The sequence below is a fragment of the Aquimonas voraii genome (genome assembly GCF_900101825.1).
Taxonomy (GTDB): Bacteria; Pseudomonadota; Gammaproteobacteria; order Xanthomonadales; family Xanthomonadaceae; genus Aquimonas; species Aquimonas voraii.
The window spans coordinates 194732-213828 of record NZ_FNAG01000001.1; the positions used below are offsets into that span (position 1 = coordinate 194732).

Consider the following 19097-nt stretch of genomic DNA (forward strand, 5'->3'; position numbering starts at 1 on the left):
CGTGCCCGCCTTTACAGCGCGCGCGCCCGCATGCTCGACTGCCCGCTTCCGGCAAGGGGCAGGGCATGCGCAGGCGCATCGACTTCAACTGCGACGTGGGCGAGAGCTTTGGCGACTGGCGCATGGGCGACGACGCCGCGCTAATCCCGCTGGCCTCTTCCGCCAACATCGCCTGCGGCTTTCACGCGGGTGATCCCCTGCACATGCGGGCGGCGGTAGCGCTCTGCCTCGAACACGGTGTGGCCCTCGGCGCCCATCCCGGCTGGCCGGACCTGCAGGGCTATGGGCGTCGCGCGCTGGCGGCGAGCCCGGCCGAAACCTACGCCTATGTGCTGTACCAGATCGGCGCGCTTGCAGGCTTCGTGCGCGCTGCGGGTGGGCGTCTGCATCACGTCAAGCCGCACGGCGCGCTGTACAACCAGGCGGCGCGCGATTCGGCACTGGCCGACGCCATCGCCCGAGCGGTGCGGGACTTCGATCCGCAGCTCAAGCTCTATGGCTTGGCCGGCAGCGCCCTGCTTGAAGCCGGTCGCGCTCAGGGCCTGCAGGTGGTGGGCGAGGCCTTCGCCGAGCGGGCCTATGAATCCGACGGCAGTCTCACGCCGCGCGCGCTGCCGGGGGCGGTGCTGCACGACTTCGCCGCCGCCGAGGCGCAGGTGCTGGGCCTGATCGCCCGCAGCGAAGTGCTGGCTCGCAGCGGCGAAGTGGTGCGGGTCGAGGCCGAGACCCTCTGCCTGCACGGCGATCGACCGGATGCGGTCGACTTCGCGCGGCGACTGCGCGCGAGTCTCGCCTCAGCGGGTGTGGAGATCGCCGCGCCGTGAGTTCAAGCGCCAATCTTCTGCCTCTGGTGGGTGTTGGACTGGTCGTCCTCGGCTTTGCCCTGCGCCTGAACCCGGCCCTGGTAGTGGTCGGCGCCGGTTTCGCCACCGCGTTGCTGGCCGGCATCGAGCCGGTCGCCACCCTGGAGCTGTTGGGCACGGCCTTCGTCAAGAATCGCTTTCTCGCCCTGCTGCTGTTGACCTTGCCGGTGATCGCCGTACTCGAGCGGCATGGTCTCAAACAGCACGTGCAAACCGTCATCGTTCGCCTGCGCGCCGCGACCGCTGGACGACTCCTGCTGTTCTATCTCGCGCTGCGGCAACTCCTGTCGATGATCGGCCTGCACAGCCTGGGCGGTCATCCGCAGACGGTGCGCCCGCTGCTGGCGCCGATGGCGGAAGCGGCGGCCGAATCCCGCCATGGCCTGCTGCCGGCGGCCGAGCGCGAGCGCCTGCGCGCGCTCTGCGCGGGCACCGACAACGTCGGCATGTTCTTCGGCGAGGACGTGTTCATCGCCTTTGGTGCGGTGCTGCTGATGCAGAGCTTCTTCGCGGACAACGGCATCGAGCTGCAGCCGATCGAGATCGCCCTCTGGGGCATTCCGACGGCCCTGTGCGCGTTCGCCATCCATGGCGGGCGACTGCTGCGGCTGGATGCGCGGCTGGCGCGCGAAGCCGCGCGCGCAGCCGTCGAGGCGTCGCGATGATCTCGTTGCCGCTGATCTACCTGCTGGCCGGCCTGTTCGTGGCACGCATCGCCTGGCTGTCCGCGCTTGATCGGGCAAATCCCCGTCGGGCGATGACCGCGGCCTTCTGGGGGCTGCTGGCCGTGGCGTTTCTGGTGGGTGATCGACTGCCGGCGGCGTGGATGGGCGGCGTGGTGGTTGCGCTGGCCTTGCTGGCGGGTTTCGGCGGGGTGCGCGCCGGCCGGGTCGAGCCGGTGGCGCCGGAGCAGGTCGCGGAGTCCGCAGCCCGCCTGGGTCATCGCCTGTTCGCGCCGGCCCTGGTCATCCCCCTGGTGACCGTGGCCGTCGTGCTGTTTGGCGCCGGGGTCGGGTGGGGAGAGTGGCGACTGTTCGGCAGCGAAATGATCACCCAGGTCGGTCTCGGGCTCGCCTGCCTGCTGGCGCTGCTGGCCGCTTGCGGGCTGACGCGGACATCACCGCTGCGCGCGGTCGAGCATTCGCGTGGGTTGGTCGATGCGATCGGCTGGGCAGCGTTGCTGCCGCTGCTGCTCGCCACCTTGGGCAGCGTGTTCGCCGCCGCAGGGGTGGGGGAGGCAGTGGCCGAGCTGGTACGTGCCTGGATTCCGGTGGACAACCGCTTCGTGGTGGTGCTGGCCTACGCGCTGGGGATGGCCGGCTTCACCATGGTCATGGGCAATGCCTTCGCGGCGTTCCCGGTGATGACCGCCGGCATCGGCCTGCCGCTGCTGGTGCAATTGCATGGTGCGGATGCGGCCTCGATGGCCGCGATCGGCATGCTCTCGGGCTATTGCGGCACCCTGATGACGCCGATGGCTGCCAACTTCAATCTGGTGCCGGCGGCGCTGCTGGAACTGCGCGACCCTTACGCGGTCATCCGCGTGCAGGTGCCGACGGCCCTGCTGCTGCTGGCGGCCAACGTGGTGCTGATGTACCTGATCGTGTTCCGCCACGGCGCCTGAAGCGAGCGTAGGCCTTTACGGCGGGTTAACCCCGCGCCACCCGCCGCCGTCCAAGATGCCCATCTGCTGCCTCCCAGGAATCCGGCCCATGGCCCCGCCGCTGCGACTCGTCCGACGCCTCCGCCTGATGCTCTTGCCCGCCGCCCTCGTGCTGGCCGCCGGTGCCTCCGCGCAGACGCGCGATCCACTGGATCTGCCCGACATGGGCTCCTCGGCCGGCAGCCTGATCACCCCGGCCGAAGAGACGATGTACGGCGAGTACACCCGTCGCGAGCTGCGCGCCTACGGCATGCTGCTCGAAGATCCCCTGCTCGACGAGTACCTGAACGCACTGGGCCAGCGTCTCGCCGGCGTCAGCGAAAGGCCGCAGCAGGACTTCACCTTCTTCTGGATGCGTGCGCGCGACATCAACGCTTTCGCCACCCTTGGCGGCTACATCGGCATGAACTCCGGCCTGGTGCTGACGGCCGTGAGCGAGGACGAGGTGGCGGCCGTGCTGGCCCACGAAATCGCCCACGTGACCCAGCGCCACATCGTGCGCGCCGTCGAGCGCCAGCAGAAGGACGCCCTGCCGATTCTGCTGGCCACACTGGGCGCGGTGGCCGCCGCGCAGAGCGCCGGCGGCAACAGCGCCGGCAATGCCACCCAGGCGGCGATCATGAGCGGCATTGCGCTGATGCAGCAGCGCCAGATCAACCACACGCGCAGCAACGAGTACGAAGCCGACCGCATCGGCATCCTCACGCTGGCGCGCGCGGGCTATCAGCCGATGGCCATGGCGGACTTCTTCGGGCGCATGCACCGCACCCTGCGTTCGACCATCGGTGAGCAGGAGGCGCCGGAGTTCCTGCGCACCCATCCGGTGACCAGCAGCCGCATCAGCGAGGCCAAAGGCCGCGCCGAGGGCAGCCGCATTCCGCTCGGCTTCCAGCCGCCGCCACGCCTTGACGACAGTCCGCTGAACCCGCTGCTGCCCGAGCGCCATTTCTCCGCCGCCGGCCTCGACGCCCAGCCCAGCCGCGCCCTGTTCCCTTGGGTGCAGGCGCGTCTGCGGGTGCTGAGCGCAGACAGCCCGGCGCAGGCGCTGGACGAGTTCGCCAAGCGCGCCGCGGCCCACGGTGAAGGGCTGTCCGACCCGGAGCGCTACGGCTACGCGCTGGCACTGGCGCGGACCAGCGACTCGGCCGGCGCGCTCGCACAGCTGGCGGGCATCGAGCAGGCGCCACCGGGCTACTGGCTGGACCTGGCGCGAGCCGAAGCCCTGCACCTGGGCGGTCGCCAGCAGGAGGCCGAAGCGGTGTTCCAGGCGCTTTACGAGGCGCACCCACGCAGCCGGCCGGTGAGCCTGAGCTATGCCGAGGCGCTGATCCGCAGCGGTGGAGAGACGCAGGGACGCCGCGCGCAGGCGGTTCTGCGGCCGCTGCTGTTGTCGGCGGGCGAAGACATCGCTCTGCAGCGCAGTTTCGGTCGCGCCAGCGAGCTGGCCGGCGACAAGGTCCGTGCCTCCGAAGCCCACGCCGAAGCGGCCTATCTCTCCGGTCGCGCCGAGGATGCGCTCAACCAGCTGCAGGCGCTCAAGCAGCGCGACGACCTCGACTATTACCAGCGCTCGCGCATCGATGCGCGCATCGCCGAGTTGACCCCGGTGGTGCTGGAGCTGCGTGAGCGCGGCTACCGCGCCGGGCGCGAGCCGGGCAGCAATCGCGGCTTCGGTTTCGGTGCCCCGGCGGCTGTCACGCCAGGGACATAAAACTGTTATCTACTTTGCCGGCGGCTGAAAACCTTGAAGGACGCCCCGTGCAGAAGCAGATTCTGATCGTCGACGACGAGCCCGCCATCCGCGACATGGTGGCCTTCGCCCTGCGCAAGGCCGAGTACGACCCCGTCCACGCCGGCGACGCCCGCGAAGCGCAGGCCGCCATCGTCAGCCGGATCCCCGACCTGATCCTGCTCGACTGGATGCTGCCCGGCATGAGTGGCGTCGAGTTCGCCCGCCGGCTGCGCAAGGAAGGTCTGACCCGCGAGGTGCCGATCATCATGCTGACCGCGCGCGGCGAGGAGAACGACCGCGTCAGCGGGCTCGAAGCCGGCGTCGATGACTACGTGGTCAAGCCCTTCTCGGCACGCGAGCTGCTGGCCCGGATCAAGGCCGTGATGCGCCGCTCGCGCGGGGACGAGGAGGACGGCAGCGTTGCAGTCGGCGGTCTGCGCATTGACGGCGCCGCGCACCGCGTCTACGCGGGCGAGACGCCAATCCACATCGGCCCGACCGAATACCGCCTGCTGCACTTCTTCATGACCCATCCCGAGCGCGTCTACAGCCGTACCCAGCTGCTGGACCACGTCTGGGGCGGCAACGTCTATGTGGAGGAGCGCACGGTCGACGTGCACATCCGCCGCCTGCGCAAGACGCTCGAGCCGCACGGGCTGGATGGTCTGGTGCAGACCGTGCGCGGCGCCGGCTACCGATTCTCCACCGACGTCTGATCTGCCGTGCCTGGCCGGCGTAAGCTTGCGCGGACCTCCGCTGCCCGGCCGTCCGTGCGCAAGACGCGACTCCCCACGCCCGCCACCCTCAAGCGCGCCTGGCAGCACACCGCCGGGCGCCTTGCTGCTGTGGTGCTCGGCAGCCTTCTGCTGGGGCTTCTGACCGGACATCCATGGCCTGTGCTGTGCGCGGGTCTGCTCGGCGTTCTGGTCTGGCACTACGCCCAGCTGCACGCCCTGCTGGGCCAGCTCAATCGCCGCGAGTGGCTGCAGCGGCCGGATGCCCAGGGCGTGTTCGCCGAGCTGGCCCGGGTGCTCCACCTGCGCCAGCGCGAGAACCGCGAGCGCAAGCGGCGCCTGCTCGGCACCCTGCGCGCCTTCCGGCAGGCCGCGGCGGCGCTGCCCGATGCGGTGGTGGTGCTGAGCCGCCGCGAGCAGCGCATCGAGTGGTTCAACGAAGCCAGCGAACACTTGCTGGGCCTGTCCTATCCCAAGGACATCGGCAGTCGGTTCAGCAATCTGGTGCGCTCGCCGCAGGTCACCGCCTGGCTGGAGGCTGGCGCCGCCGAACCGCTGATCGACGTCCAGGGCACCGGCGCCGAGGGTCTGCGCTTGTCGATGCGCCTGCTCGAATACACGCCCGAGGAGCAGCTGCTGATCGCCCGCGACATCAGCAAGCTGCTGCATCTGGAGCAGGTGCGCCGGGACTTCGTGGCCAACGTCTCGCACGAGCTGCGCACGCCGCTGACCGTGCTGCACGGCTACCTCGACATGATCGAGCCGGAGGACGTGCCCGAGTGGTCGGGCATGCTCTCGGAAATGCGCCGTCAATCGGGTCGCATGACCCAGATCGTCGAGGACCTGTTGACCCTGTCACGGCTGGAATCGCGCGAGTCGCTGCCGCACGAGCGGGTCGACATGCCCTCGATGCTGTCCGCCCTGCGCAGCGAGGCCGAGGCCATGAGCCTCGGCCGTCATCGCATCGAAATCGACGACCGCGCCGGTTGCGACCTGTTGGGCTCGACCAAGGAGCTGCACAGCGCGTTCTCGAACCTGGTCGTCAACGCCGTGCGCTACACGCCGGAGGGCGGTCGCGTCCGTGTCGAGTTCCACCCCGCGGCGGCCGGAGGCGTCAGCCTGTGCGTGGTCGACACCGGGCCGGGCATCGCGCCCCAGCATCTGCCGCGGCTGACTGAACGCTTCTACCGCGTGTCTTCGAGCCGCTCACGCGACTCCGGCGGCACCGGCTTGGGGCTCGCCATCGTCAAGCACATCCTGCAGCTGCACCAGGCGCAGCTCGCGATCGACAGCGAGGTCGGTGTCGGCAGCCGCTTCTGCTGCGTCTTCGATGCGCGGCACCGGATCGAGCGAGGCGCTGTCTGAAAGGGGGCCGCGAGCACCGTTCAGGCCCCGAAGTCTGGAACCCCTGAATCCCGCGCCGGCACTTGCGGCATCATGGGAACCCTTGGCGCCACGCGCCCCGCCGACTCCGCACAGAACCCATCGCCATGGCCCAGGACCGCGATCTCACCGATCCGTCGCTCTACATCAACCGCGAGCTCTCCCAGCTCGAGTTCAACTTCCGCGTGCTGGCGCAGGCCATGGACGAGCGCGTGCCCCTGCTGGAGCGCCTGCGCTATCTGTGCATCAGCTGCACCAACCTCGATGAATTCTTCGAGATCCGTGTCGCCGCCATCCGCCACCAGCAGGATTTCGGCGGCGGCGGCATGGCCGACGGCATCGCGCCCGGCGCCGCTCTGGCGCAGATCTACGCGCGCGCCGGCGAGCTGGTCGATGCCCAATACCGCTACTGGAACGAGACCCTGCGTCCGGCTCTGAACGACGCCGGCATCCGCATCCTCACCCGTGACACCTGGAGCGCCAAGCAGAAGCGCTGGCTGAAGGACTACTTCGACAGCGAGATCACCCCGGTGCTGTCGCCGCTGGCGGTCGACCCCGCGCATCCGTTCCCGCGCATCCTCAACAAGAGCCTGAACCTGGTGGTGGTGCTGCAGGGTCAGGATGCCTTCGGCCGCAGCGGTGGCCTGGCCCTAGTGCGCGCGCCCCGCTCGCTGCCGCGCATCATCCAGTTGCCGCAGAGCGTCTCGGGCGGCAGCCACGACTTCGTGCTGCTGTCGGCGGTGCTTTCGGCCTTCGTCGAGGACCTCTTCCCCGGCATGACGGTGAAAGGCACCTACCAGTTCCGGGTGACCCGCAACTCCGAGCTGTTCGTCGATGAGGACGAAGTGGAGAATCTGGCCTCGGCGCTGCGCGACGAGCTCGTGGGTCGCGGCTATTCGCACGCGGTGCGGCTGGAGATCGCCGACACCTGTCCGAAGCCCATCGTCAAGCAACTGCTGCGTCACTTCGAGCTGCCGGAGTCGGCGATCTACCGCATCAACGGCCCGGTCAACTTGAACCGCGTCACCGCCGTCTACGACATGGTCGATCGGCCTGACCTCAAGTTCCCACCGTTCAAGCCACGCCTGCACCCGCACGAAACCGGCGAGGAACTGTTCGAGGTGGTGCGTCGGGGCGACGTGCTGCTGCACCACCCGTATGACAGCTTCGGGGTGATCCTTGATCTGGTGAAGACCGCTGCCCATGACCCCAATGTGCTGGCGATCAAGCAGACCCTGTACCGCACCGGCCACAACTCGCCACTGGTGAGTTCGCTGATCGAGGCGGCGCGCAATGGCAAGGATGTCACCGTCGTCATCGAGCTGCGCGCGCGCTTCGATGAAGAGGCCAACCTGCGCCTCGCCGATCGCCTGCAGGAGGCCGGCGTGCAGGTGGTGTACGGCGTGGTCGGCTACAAGACCCACGCCAAGATGCTGCTGATCGTGCGCCGCGAGGGCAGGAAGCTGCAGCGCTACGTGCATCTCGGCACCGGCAACTACCACAGCGGCACGGCCAAGCTTTACACCGACATCGGCCTGATCACCGCCAACCCCGACATCGGCGAGGACGTGCACCTGCTGTTCCAGCAGATGTCGGGCCTGGCGCCGGCAATCCGCTTGAAGCGCATCCTGCAGTCGCCCTTCACCCTGCACCCCGGGCTCCTGAAGAAGATCGAGCGCGAGGCTGCCAATGCCCGCGCCGGCAAGCCCGCCGGCATCATCGCCAAGCTCAATGCCATCAATGAGCCCAGGGTGATCCGCGCGCTGTACCACGCCTCCCAGGCGGGGGTGAAGGTGGAGTTGATCGTGCGCGGGGCCTGTGGTCTGCGACCCGGCGTCAAGGGCGTCTCCGAGAACATCCGGGTGCGCTCGATCATCGGCCGTTTCCTGGAGCACAGCCGCATCTACTGGTTCGCCAACGCTGGCGAGCCGGAGCTCTTCGCGTCCAGCGCCGACTGGATGGAGCGCAACCTGCTGCGCCGCATCGAAACCTGCTTCCCGATCCTCGATCCCAGCCTGGCCGAGCGCGTGCGCACCGAGGAGCTGGAGAACTATCTGCGCGACAACACCCAGGCCTGGGAGCTCAACTCGGACGGCAGCTACGCGCGCATCGAGCCAGGCGCGGACGAGATGCCGCATTCGGCCCAGCAGTTCCTGCTTGCCCTGCTGTGCCACTGAAGGATCCGCGCATGCCCGAGACCCTGCTCAAGGCCGATACCGCGGGCCTCGCCGAGAACGAACTGCTGGCCGCGGTCGATCTCGGCTCGAACAGCTTCCACATGATCGTGGCCCGCCACACCCTCGGCCAGCTGCGGGTGGTGGACCGCCTTCGCGAATCGGTGCGCACCGCCTCAGGTCTGACCGAGCGCGGCGAACTCACGCCGGAGGCGCTCTGGCGCTCGCTCGAATGCCTGGAGCGCATGGGCCAGCGCCTGCGCAACATTCCGCACAACCGGGTCCGCGCGATCGCCACCAACACCGTGCGTCAGCTGCGCAACCCGCAGTCCTTCCTGGTGCCGGCGCAGACTGCGCTGGGCCATCGTATCGAGGTGGTCTCCGGCCGCGAGGAGGCGCGCCTCATCTACCTCGGCGTGGCCCAGGGCCTGCCGCCGAGGAGCAGTCGCCGGCTGGTGATCGACATCGGCGGCGGCAGCACCGAGTTCATCATCGGCGAGGGCTTCGAGCCGCTGGAGCGCGAAAGCCTGCAGATGGGCTGCGTGGCGACCACGCGGCGCTTCTTCGGTGCCGGCCGGCTCTCGCGCAAGCGCTGGAAGGAAGGCCTCACCGAGATCTCGGCCGAGTTCCAGCAGTTCGCCTCGATCTACCGGGCGCGCGGCTGGAAGGACGTGATCGGCTCCTCCGGCACGGTCAAGGCGATCGGCAAGATCATCAAGGGCATGAAGCTCGGCCGCGGCGAGATCACCCTCGAAGGCCTCACCGCCGTGCGCGAGGCGCTGCTCGGCTTCGAGGAAATCGATGGCATCCAGCTGCCCGAACTCTCCGAGGAACGCCGACCGGTGATCGCCGGCGGCGTGCTGGTCCTGGAGGCAGCCTTCAACGAGCTGGGCCTCTCCCAGATGAAGGTCGCGCAGACGGCGATGCGCGAGGGCGTTCTGTACGACATGCTGGGACGCGTGGCTCTGCGCGATCCGCGCGATGGTTCCATCCAGGCCATGGCCCAGCGCTACGGGGTGGATGCTGCCCAGGCCGCACGCGTCGAGGCCACCGTGCTGGCCTTGTTCGACGAGGTCGCCACCGCCTGGAAACTGGGCGAGGACGAGCGTTTGAGCCTGGCCTGGGCGGCGCGCGTGCACGAGATCGGCCAGGCCATCGCACACAGCCAGCATCACGTGCACGGCGCCTACCTGATCGAGCATTCCGACATCGCCGGCTTCTCCAACCAGGAGCAGCAGTTCCTCGCCGCGCTGGTGCGCTCACAGCGTCGCGGCATGCACAAGTCGGTGCAGGTCGGCGCCGGCGGCCGCGATCCGCTGACGACCTTGCGCTGCGTGGTGTTGCTGCGGCTCGCGGTGCTGCTGCATCGCAGCCACGATCCGGCGGGATTGGCGCAGTTCAGCGCCGAGGCGAGCGAGCGCGGCCTGCGGCTCAAGCTGCCGGCGAGCTGGCTGCTGCAGCACCCGCTGTCGCGCGCCGATCTCGCTACCGAACAGGAACTGCTGCAGGAATCGGGCTTCAATCTCGCGCTGGAGTGAGTCCGCATGCGGACCGCGCCACGACGCCGGACGTGCCCGCTTGTCTCGTACAGCGCGCGCGTCGATGCCGCAACGGCGGCCAGGCGCGTGATCGCCGCGACCCTGCCTAGGCTGTAGTGACGGCGATCGGGAGATCGGCATGGCAGCACACTTGAACGACGCGCCATCCCGCAGCGGGCGGCGCTGGCTGTGGTGGATCCCTGCGGGTTGCCTCGTGCTCCTGCTGCTGCTCGGCGCCGGCGCTGCCGGCCTGGCTTGGCTGGTCGATGCCGCGCTTGGCGAAGCCGAGGTCTACCAGGAGCCGCTGCGCCGTGCGCAGGCCTCAGCCGAGGTGCGCGCCCTGCTGGGGGAGCCGGTGGAGGCGGGCTGGCTGCCGCAGGGCCGGATCGAGATCGACCATCAGGGTCGTGGCGATGCACGGCTGTCGATTCCCCTGCAAGGGCCCCGCGGCGAGGCCGTGCTGGAGGTCCGTGCCGATCTGCCCGAGGGCGCCGACGACTGGGTCTACGCGCGCATGGAGGTGGTACCCGCGGGCGGCGGCGCACCGATCGATCTGCGCTTCGAAGCGCGCTAGCGCTGCGCGGGAGAAACCAGCGCCGTCCTGCCCGGCGCTGCAGAGCGCTGCTCAGCAATCGAAGTCGGACGGCACCGCGGGCGTGGCGCTGCGCGACAGCAGCAGGCGGTCGACGCGGTTGCCGTCCATGTCGACCACCTCGATGCGCAGTCCAGGCAGCTCGACGATCGCGCCAACCTGCGGCACCCGGCCAAGCAGGTGCATGACCAGGCCGCCCAGGGTGTGCACATCGGCCTCGTCCCGCTGAAGTCTGAGATCGCCACCCAGCAACTCCTCGACCCGGTCGATGGCGAGCATGCCGTCGATCAGCCAGGAGCCGTCCTCGCGCTGCACGGCCGAATCGCCGGGCTCGGCGCCGCGCTCCGGCAACTCGCCCACCAGGGCTTCGAGCAGGTCGGTCAGGCTGACCAGGCCTTCGATACTGCCGTACTCGTCGACCACCAAGGCCAGATGGCTGCGCTTGCGGCGCAGGGTCTCCAGCAGCTGGAAGGGGCTGATCGACTCGGGCACGTAGACCGGCGGGTGCAGGGCGACTTCCAGCGAAGGCGGCTGGCCCTCAAGGCAGCGCGCGAGGTAGTCCTTGGCGTCCAGCAGGCCCAGCACCTCATCAAGGCTGCCGCGAGCCACCGGCAGGGTCTGATGGCGGCCCTCGCGCAGCACCGCGTGGTTGACTTCGTGGGGGTCTTCGACGTCGAGCCAGCGGATGTCCACGCGCGGGGTCATGATCGCGCGCACCTCGATGTCGTCCAGGCGGAACACGTTGCCGACCATGGTCTGCTCGACTGGCTTGAAAAGGCCACTGGCTGCGCCCTGGGCGATCATGGTGCGGATCTCCTCCTCGCTGACCGCCGGCTCATCGCTGCGGTTGGCGCCGAGCAAGCGCAACAGCAGGTTGCTTGACAGGCTGAACAGGCTGACCAGCGGGTGCGCGATTTTCGCAAGGAGGCTCATCGGTGCCGCGACGAAGCTGGCGAAACGCTCCGGCGCCAGCAGGGCCAGTCGCTTTGGGACGATCTCGCCGATGACGACCTGGAAGTAAGTCACGACGATGACCATGCAGATGGTAGCCAGCAGCTCGCTGTGGGCGGCGATCAGCGGCATCTGCTCGAAGACTCCGATGAGGCGCTCGGCAATCGCGTTCTCACCGAAAACGCCGCTCAAGATACCGATGGTGGTGATGCCGACCTGCACGGTCGACAGGAAGATCGACGGATCCGCGCTGAGCTTCAGCGCCGCCTGTGCCCCACGGCTGCCGCTCTGGGCGCGGGCCGCGAGGCGCGCGCTGCGCGAGGAAACGAGAGCCATCTCCGAAGCGGCGAACACGCCGTTCAGCAGGATCAGGCCAAGCAGGATCAGCAGTTCCATGAGTTGTCCGATGGCAGGCGCGCAGGCAAATGCCGGCACAGCCCGCAGGGCTGGGGGCTGGCTGCGGTGAATTCAAGCGCGCCCTCCGCAAGCGGCGGTTTGCGGGCGTGTGCTGCATGCGCGCGACCGCAGGCCTTGGGGCCGGGGGCTCTCAGCCTTCGGCTTCGAGATGCGCGCGCAGCCCCTCCAGCTGCTGCCCCTGCACGCGATCGACCACGGGCGCGAACTCCGACAGATCGGTGGCGCTGTAGCCGCCAAGCGTATAGCGCATGCGAATCGTGCTGCCGCCGTCGTCGCGGGGGGCGATGTCGAATTCCAGCGAACCCTGCAGGCCCATGCCCTGCAGCGGGCCCAGCCCGCCCAGCAGGCGAAGCCGGTTCGGTGCGTCGACGAAAACCACGCGCAGATGTTCCGCCGATCGCGCGCCTGCATGCTCGCAGAAGCATCCGCCCGCCCGGGGCTCGATGCTCAGCGTGGAGGCCGCCCCCCACCAGGTATGGTCGCGCGGCCACCAGGCATCGACCTCGCCGACCAGCGCCTGCCAGCTGCGCTCCGGGCTCACGGGCGCCTCGATGCGCTGCTCGAGCACGAAGCCGGTGGCGGAAGAGGACAGCACCTCAGCCGGCGCAAGCCCCGGAGCAAGACAGGCCAGCAGGAACAGAGCTTGATCGCGCATGAGGATTCCGGACGTGGCGATCGGGTGATTGGAAGCTGCGCTCGGGCATTTGGCAAGCGAGCCTTGCGTATCCCCGTGCGGCGGGCGCAGTCTCGCGCGGCCAGTCCTGATGGAGACTCCCATGGCCGATCCCGCCGCTGCCCTCATCACCCAGCTGAAAAACATCCAATCGCGCAGCGGGCATTCTCTCGAGCAGCTGTATGCCGCCTTGCAGGAGTGCGGGCTCAGCAAGCACGGCGAAAAGCGCAGCTGGCTGATGGAGCGTTTCGGGCTGGGCTACGGAGACGCCAATACCGTGGTCTCACTGCAGGGCAAGCCGCTGCCCGTGCTCGACGGCCCTGCGCCGAAGTCGGTGGCCAGGGTGGAAGGCGATCCGCTCGACGCGCTCTATGCCGGCAACAAGGCCGGCCTGCGACCGCTGCACGAAGCGCTGATGACCCGCTTGGGGGCGCTGGGTGAGTTCGAGATCGCGCCCAAGAAGTCCTATCTCAGTCTGCGCCGCAAGAAGCAGTTCGCCATGGTTGGCCCGGCAACGGCCAAGCAGATCGAGATCGGACTGAACTGCCGGGCCCTGCCCGAGGATGCGCGGCTCAAGGTGCTGCCGCCGGGCGGAATGTGCCAGGCCACTACGCGCATCGCCGAGGCTTCGGAGATCGACGAGGCACTGCTTGGCTGGATCCGGCTCGCCTATGCCAGTGCGGGCTGAGTACGCCGCACGGCCTGTCAGCCCGCAGCAGCGCGCGCGAAGCGCGTCGGCACTTGCGCAAACTCGATCACGCCGTCACGGAGACGGGAATGACTGCACGCAATCTTTTGCTGGTACTCGCCTTGCTCGCGGTGGTGATTTGGGGGGCGCGCTGCAGCCGCGACCCGCTGCGCACCGAGCTGCCTTTCGGCAGCACGGACCTGTCTTCGGTCGAAGCGTCGCTGGCCAGGCTGGCGCCCGAAGATCGTGCGCGGGTCGAGGCCTACGTGAAGCGCAGCAATGGCGACTACCTGCCGGCCGGTATGGGCGATCCGGACATGCCCTTCAGTGCGCGCACCTTCGCCGAGGCCATCGAGCTGGAGAAACGGTGGGAGGCGCGCCTAGCGCAGGAGGCCGTCGCGCAGCAGGGCAGGGAGAGCGAACGCGAGGCCGCACTGGCGCCGCTGCGCGCGCTCGTCAGCGTTGAAATCCTGCGTGCCAGCATTGACACGCGTCGCGGCGGCAGCGGCTCGGAAGTCGGTGGGGCCAAGCCTGTAGGACCGCGCATCCAGGGCGGCGGCGAGCGCATGCGCCTCAGTCTGCGCGTGCGCAATCGCAGCGCCCAGGATGTGGTGCATCTGGCCGGCACCCTGCGCGCGCGGGATCGGGACAGCCCGCTGGGGCTGTCGCTCTGCTATTTCGAGATCAGCGCGCAGCAGCCGCTCACGGCCCACGAGGTTCGCGACTTCGACTGCGTGCAGCAGCGCGCGATCAGTGAGCAGGAGCGGGCCTTCGTGGCGGGTGCGCCCGGGCGCTTCAGCGTCGAATGGTTGCCGCGTGAGATCACGCTTGCCGACGGGCGCAGCTTGAAGTCGGGCGTGTACTGATCCCCGCGCGTTCGGCGCCGCGCATCGCGGCTGGCCCTGCGAATGCGTGCGGCGACTGGGCTCCTCCCAAACGGTGGGCGGTGCGCGGCGCGCTAGAACAGCTCGCCCTGCGCGGATTCGGCGCGCGGCGGCTCAAAGCGGCTGCAGTCGAGTTCGATCTGGTCACGGTGCAGAAAGCCCAGGCGCTTGCGGGCCAGTTCGAAGCGCGCGTGGATGAGCTTGGCGATGGCGCCCTCGCCGCGCATGCGCGCGCCGAAGCGCGGGTCGTTGTCGCGGCCGCCGCGCATGTCGCGGATCAGGTTCATCACGTGCGCGGCGCGCTGCGGAAAGTGCAGTTCCAGCCATTCGCGGAACAGATCCTTCACCTCGTGCGGCAGGCGCACCACGGTGTAGTTCGCGTACAGCGCACCGGCCGCGCGGCCGCGCTCCAGAATCCCCTCGAGGTCGGGATCATTGATCGCCGGAATCAGCGGCGCGGCGAACACGCCGGTCGGCACGCCGGCCGCGCTGAGCCGGGCGATGGCCTCGAGCCGACGACGCGGCGCGCTGGCGCGCGGCTCCAGCTTGGCGGCGAGGCGATTGTCGAGCGTGGTCACCGAGACCGCGACGAAGACCAGGCGCTGCGCGGCGAGCTCGCGCAGCAGATCGAGATCGCGCTCAACGCCGGCGTTCTTGGTGACGATGGTGCAGGGATGGCGCGTCTCCAGCAGCACCTCCAGCACCTCGCGGGTCAGGCGGTACTGACGCTCGATCGGCTGGTAGGGGTCGGTATTCGCGCCGAGGTTGATCGGGCTGACCCGATGGCTGCGCTTGCCCAGTTCGGCGCGCAGCAGTGCGGCGGCATTGGTCTTGGCGAACAGCCGGGTCTCGAAATCGAGGCCTGCCGAGAGGTTGAGATAGCCGTGGCTGGGCCGCGCATAGCAGTAGACGCAGCCGTGCTCGCAGCCGCGATAGACGTTGATGGAATGCTCGAAGGGAATGTCCGGCGAGTCGTTGTGGCTCAGGATGCTGCGCGCGCGCTCCTCGCTGACCGTGGTGCGCGGCCGTGCGGGCTGGAGGTCCTCGCCCTCGGCATCGCCCGGCCAGCCGTCGTCCTCGGCCTCGACGCGCACCGACTCGAAGCGCCCTTCGCGATTGCTGGCCGCGCCGCGGCCCTTGATGGGGGTGCCGGACATGCGGCGATTGTGCGGCCGCCGGCGCCGGATGTCCCCCTGCTGCGCCCGTCGCGGCAGCGTGCGCTTTGCGCCCCGTCACGCATTGCATACTGCGCGGTCAGTGCACCGCGAACGTTCCAAAGGAGGATGCCGGGATGCTGTGGAGCCTGCTGCTCGTGCTGGTCCTGCCCGCGCTCTGGGCGCTGGCCGCCTACAACCGGCTGGTGCGCCTGCGCAACCAGGTGCGCACGGCCTGGGCCGACATCGACGTGCAGCTGGTGCGTCGCCATGACCTGGTGCCGCAGCTGGTCAGCGTGGCCCAGGCCGCGGCCGAACACGAGCGCTCCACCTTCGCCCTGGTCAGCGAGCTGCGCGCCCAGGCCTTGGGCCTGCAGGTCAGCGGCGGGCAGGGCGCGGCCGCGCTGGGTGAGGTCGAGACCCGTCTGCAGCAGGCGCTGGGTCAGGTCTTCGCCCTGGGCGAGGCCTATCCGGCGCTGCGCAGCAGTGAGAACTTCCTGGCCCTGCAGAAGGCGCTCTCGGCGATCGAAGAGCACCTGCAGTACGCGCGGCGCTTCTACAACGGCGCGGTGCGCGACTACAACGACGCCACCCAGAAGCTGCCGGACACCTTCGTCGCGCGCCTCGGCGGCTTTGCCAGCGCCGAGTTCTTCCAGGCCCGCGAGGGCGAGCGCGCGCCGGCGCAGGTGCGGCTGTCATGAGCGGGCTTCGCGTTCTGATCGCAGTGCTGCTGCTCGCCTGCACGCTGCCGGCCGCCGCGCAGGAGCGCATCCTCGACTACCGCGTCGAGGTCGACATTCGCAGCGACGGCAGCATCGAAGTCGCCGAGCACATTCGTCTGCGCGCGGAAGGCCAGCAGATCCGCCGCGGCATCTACCGCGACTTCCCGACCCGCTACCGCGACCGCTACGGCAATGCGGTGGTGGTCGATCTGCAGGTGCTGGGCGTCGAGCGTGACGGCCAGCCCGAGCCGTGGTTCACGGAAGGCAGGGACAACGGCGTTCGCATCAACACCGGCGGCGACGACTTCCTGCCGGGCCTGCCGCGCGAGTTCGAGTTCAGCCTGCGCTACCGCACCACCCGCCAGCTCGGCTTTTTCGAGGCCCATGACGAGCTGTACTGGAACGCGATCGGCACCGGCTGGGCCTTCCCGATCGAGCAGGGCAGCGTCGAGGTGCGCCTGCCGGCGGTGGTCGACCCCGGCACCATGCGTCTCGATGCCTACACCGGCCTGCAGGGCGCGAAGGGTAGCGATGCGCGCGGCGAGGTGGTCTCGCCGGGCATCGCCCGCTGGACGCTGACGGCACCGCTGGCGCCGGGCGAAGGCCTGACCATCGCGCTGGGCTTTCCCAAGGGGCTGGTGGCTGCGCCCACCCGCACAGAGCGCGTCGGCTGGCTGCTGCAGGACAATCGCGGCCTGCTGGTCGCGCTGGCCACGCTCGGCGTGCTGCTGGCCTGGTGCGTCTGGCGCTGGCGCGCGGTCGGGCGCGATCCCGAAGCCGGCGTGGTCATCGCCCGCTATCAGCCACCGGCGGAGCGTTCGCCGGGCGAACTTCGCTATCTCAAGCGCATGAGCTACGACCCGCGCTGCCTCACCGCCGATCTGCTGGCCGGTGCGGTGGCCGGTGCGGCCGAGATCGAGCGCGAGAAGGGCCTGATGTTCGGCGACACCTGGAGCCTGTCTCGCGGGCCCGTCGCGGTGGACGAGAGTCTGCCCTTCACCGTGCGCAGCCTGCTCGGCAAGCTGCTGCCCGCGGGGCGCGCAAAGCTGGAGCTCAAAAAGAGCAGCAGCACCGCGCAACACATGCAGGCGGCGATGCTCGAGCACGCCCGCGCCCTGCACAAGCGCCTGCACCGCAGCCACTTCAACAACAACACGGGTGACACGGTGCTGGCCGTGGTGATCGCAGTCTGCGGCGCGGTGATCGCCTTCCTCAGCGCCGGCGGCTCGGGCGAGCCGGCGATCATTGGCGTCTGCGTGCTGATGCTGGTGGTGGTGATCGGTTTCGCCTGGCTGGTCAAGGCGCCGACCGCGCAGGGCCGCAGGCTGCTCGACGAGATCGAAGGCCTGAAGCTGTACCTGAAGGTGGCCGAGCGCGATGAGCTGGCGGCGATGTCCGGCCCCGACCAGCCGCCGCGGCTCGATGCCGAACGCTACGAGGCCCTGCTGCCCTACGCCATCGCGCTCGACGTGGAAGAGGCCTGGACGGCCAAGTTCACCGCGGCCGTGGGTGCGGCGGCGGCGGCCGCGGCGACGGAGTCGATCCGCTGGTACCGCGGCGGCAGCTTCAACGACATCGGCAGCCTGGCCAAGGCAGTCGGTACGGGCCTGAACAGCTCGATCGCCTCGGCCAGCAGCCCGCCGGGCAGCAGCTCCGGCGGCGGTGGCGGCGGATCTTCCGGAGGCGGCGGAGGCGGTGGTGGCGGTGGTGGGCGATGAGTTGCCGGGCGACCCTCGCGCCGTGGGTCACACGGCGCAGGCTGCCGCGTCTGGCCCAGGCCAACCCACACGGAGGTGGTCATGTCACGTTTCGATTTCCTGAGCCCGATCCACCCTGAACTGGGTGCCGCGGTGAGTCGCGAAGAAAGCCTGGAGGCCTTGCGGGAGACCCTGCGCGAAGACGCCCGCTGCTGGCTGTGGCTCACGGCCGCCCTGGGCGCATGGTTCGCGTTCTTCCTGTCGCAGGGGGGCGCCGGCCTTGGTGTGCTGGCGCTGTCTTCCGCCATCCTCAGCTGGCTGTGGCTAGGCCGCCTGCTGTCGGAGCCGCGCGTGCAGGCGCGCTTCGCCCATCGGCTGAAGCGTCGCGCACTGCTGGCAGAGTTCCAGCCCTGGTGAGAAGGCCGACTGCGGACGGACACGCGTCGCGGAGGGGTGCTCCGTCCTGTCTCGTTCGGGCGCTGCGGAGGAGCGGGTGCTGAACGGGCGTAGAGCCTCAGGGCAAGAGTTCGAGCCGCCTCAACTCGACGTCGGCGTCGAAGGCCTCGCCGTAGGCCACCAGCGCGACGGAGCGCAGTCTCCGCGCATCCAAGGGGCGTGTGGTTGAAACGGCTTCGAAGCTCGCGAGGGGAAGGTCCAGCGGGCGCCAGTCAGCGGTCACCGCGACTGGCGCCCGGTAGTAGGCCCAGGGCAATCGCGTGTCGGCGCTGCGCAGATGGATCCAGTACGCGCCGGGCTCACCTCGGACTTCCACGCGCAGCGCGCGGAAGGCGCTGGCGTCGAAGTCGCCGCCGTTGGCTGCCAGTGGCAGGCGCACCTGGATGAAGCCGCCATTGTTCTCGAGTCGCACGCGACCGACCATGCGAAGGTGTCGCGATCCGGCATCCTCGACGTAGCCCGCCTGCAGGTGCGAGAGCCCGCCCATCACGCGATCGCTGAAACCCTGCCAGCGCGTACCGATCGACGCGCGACCGCTCGCGTCGGAGAAGTCATCGAGCAGCAGCGGACTGTCTTGAGCCATGGCGTGAGTGGCCAGCGCCTGCGCCAGCAGCGCCAGCGTGCATAGATTGCAGGCGAGGGATCGGTGGCGTCTGGGGCGAAGAGCGGCGTCATCGGGCATGCGCGCGACTGTGCGCCCCTGCCCGCCAAAGAAACGTGCGCGGGCGGCAGCGAGCCTCAGCCCCTCCCCGCCGAGCCGGGCCAGCGCCCGCGCG

General features: G+C 69.4%; 18 protein-coding genes. 14 read left to right on the plus strand and 4 right to left on the minus strand.

Translation table 11 applies throughout. From position 1 onward, the window contains the following. The first annotated feature begins 65 nt into the window (after window positions 1–65). The 9 genes from BLP83_RS00810 (at window position 66) to BLP83_RS00850 (ending at window position 10661) form a co-directional block, all read left to right on the plus strand. On the plus strand, window positions 66–824 hold the full coding sequence (locus BLP83_RS00810; protein ID WP_091237665.1) for a LamB/YcsF family protein: 759 nt from the start codon (window positions 66–68) through the stop codon (window positions 822–824). Continuing rightward, complete coding sequence (locus BLP83_RS18830; RefSeq protein WP_091237668.1) at window positions 821–1528, plus strand: DUF969 domain-containing protein; 708 nt, start codon at window positions 821–823, stop codon at window positions 1526–1528. Before BLP83_RS00810 ends, BLP83_RS18830 begins: the two co-directional genes overlap by 4 nt. After that, window positions 1525–2487 (plus strand): DUF979 domain-containing protein, encoded by a 963-nt coding sequence (locus tag BLP83_RS18835; protein ID WP_091237670.1) that lies wholly within the window; start codon window positions 1525–1527, stop codon window positions 2485–2487. The genes BLP83_RS18830 and BLP83_RS18835 overlap by 4 nt, the downstream gene beginning before the upstream one ends. Window positions 2488–2575: 88 nt before the next feature. Beyond that, window positions 2576–4237, plus strand: coding sequence for a M48 family metalloprotease (locus BLP83_RS00825; protein ID WP_091237672.1), 1662 nt, complete (start codon window positions 2576–2578; stop codon window positions 4235–4237). Window positions 4238–4284: 47 nt separating this feature from the next. Then, window positions 4285–4974 (plus strand): phosphate regulon transcriptional regulator PhoB, encoded by a 690-nt coding sequence (phoB, locus tag BLP83_RS00830; protein ID WP_091237676.1) that lies wholly within the window; start codon window positions 4285–4287, stop codon window positions 4972–4974. Window positions 4975–5028: 54 nt separating this feature from the next. After that, window positions 5029–6357, plus strand: a complete 1329-nt coding sequence (gene phoR, locus BLP83_RS00835; RefSeq protein WP_091237679.1) for a phosphate regulon sensor histidine kinase PhoR — start codon at window positions 5029–5031, stop codon at window positions 6355–6357. A gap of 125 nt (window positions 6358–6482) precedes the next feature. Then, complete coding sequence (ppk1, locus tag BLP83_RS00840) at window positions 6483–8552, plus strand: polyphosphate kinase 1 (RefSeq protein ID WP_091237682.1); 2070 nt, start codon at window positions 6483–6485, stop codon at window positions 8550–8552. 11 nt (window positions 8553–8563) lie between these two features. Further along, window positions 8564–10087, plus strand: coding sequence for a Ppx/GppA phosphatase family protein (locus tag BLP83_RS00845; protein ID WP_091239361.1), 1524 nt, complete (start codon window positions 8564–8566; stop codon window positions 10085–10087). 139 nt (window positions 10088–10226) lie between these two features. Beyond that, complete coding sequence (locus BLP83_RS00850) at window positions 10227–10661, plus strand: cytochrome c oxidase assembly factor Coa1 family protein (RefSeq protein WP_091237685.1); 435 nt, start codon at window positions 10227–10229, stop codon at window positions 10659–10661. A 51-nt stretch (window positions 10662–10712) separates the two neighbouring features. Here the strand turns inward: BLP83_RS00850 and BLP83_RS00855 are convergent, their stop codons facing one another. Together BLP83_RS00855 and BLP83_RS00860 are read right to left on the minus strand one after the other, a co-directional pair. After that, window positions 10713–12026, minus strand: a complete 1314-nt coding sequence (locus BLP83_RS00855; protein ID WP_091237687.1) for a hemolysin family protein — start codon at window positions 12024–12026, stop codon at window positions 10713–10715. A gap of 151 nt (window positions 12027–12177) precedes the next feature. After that, window positions 12178–12702, minus strand: coding sequence for an SRPBCC family protein (locus BLP83_RS00860; protein WP_091237689.1), 525 nt, complete (start codon window positions 12700–12702; stop codon window positions 12178–12180). A 121-nt stretch (window positions 12703–12823) separates the two neighbouring features. Here BLP83_RS00860 and BLP83_RS00865 point away from each other — a divergent pair, with 121 nt between their 5' ends. Both BLP83_RS00865 and BLP83_RS00870 read left to right on the plus strand, forming a co-directional pair. Then, window positions 12824–13408, plus strand: coding sequence for a DUF5655 domain-containing protein (locus BLP83_RS00865; protein WP_176763950.1), 585 nt, complete (start codon window positions 12824–12826; stop codon window positions 13406–13408). An 89-nt stretch (window positions 13409–13497) separates the two neighbouring features. Then, window positions 13498–14274 carry a hypothetical protein gene (locus BLP83_RS00870; protein WP_091237695.1) on the plus strand — a complete coding sequence of 259 codons (777 nt, stop codon included), beginning with the start codon at window positions 13498–13500 and terminating at the stop codon, window positions 14272–14274. Between the two features lie 92 nt (window positions 14275–14366). Here the strand turns inward: BLP83_RS00870 and BLP83_RS00875 are convergent, their stop codons facing one another. Continuing rightward, the gene (locus BLP83_RS00875; RefSeq protein WP_091237698.1) at window positions 14367–15449 is read right to left on the minus strand and encodes a PA0069 family radical SAM protein; all 1083 of its coding nucleotides are present in this window, start codon (window positions 15447–15449) and stop codon (window positions 14367–14369) included. Between the two features lie 134 nt (window positions 15450–15583). Between BLP83_RS00875 and BLP83_RS00880 the strand changes: the two genes are divergently transcribed. The 3 genes from BLP83_RS00880 to BLP83_RS00890 all read left to right on the plus strand — a co-directional run bounded on the left by BLP83_RS00880 (window position 15584) and on the right by BLP83_RS00890 (window position 18282). After that, window positions 15584–16147, plus strand: coding sequence for a LemA family protein (locus BLP83_RS00880; RefSeq protein WP_091237701.1), 564 nt, complete (start codon window positions 15584–15586; stop codon window positions 16145–16147). Beyond that, entirely contained in the window at window positions 16144–17886 is a 1743-nt protein-coding gene (locus BLP83_RS00885) for a DUF2207 domain-containing protein (protein ID WP_091237703.1), read from the plus strand. The genes BLP83_RS00880 and BLP83_RS00885 overlap by 4 nt, the downstream gene beginning before the upstream one ends. Before the next feature lie 81 nt (window positions 17887–17967). After that, a complete protein-coding gene (locus BLP83_RS00890) occupies window positions 17968–18282 on the plus strand; it encodes a hypothetical protein (RefSeq protein ID WP_143006508.1) in 315 nt (104 codons plus the stop codon). A 97-nt stretch (window positions 18283–18379) separates the two neighbouring features. On the opposite strand, the gene BLP83_RS00895 is transcribed toward BLP83_RS00890, so the two are convergent. Then, the gene (locus BLP83_RS00895; protein ID WP_176763951.1) at window positions 18380–18904 is read right to left on the minus strand and encodes a CIA30 family protein; all 525 of its coding nucleotides are present in this window, start codon (window positions 18902–18904) and stop codon (window positions 18380–18382) included. Window positions 18905–19097: the final 193 nt, after the last annotated feature.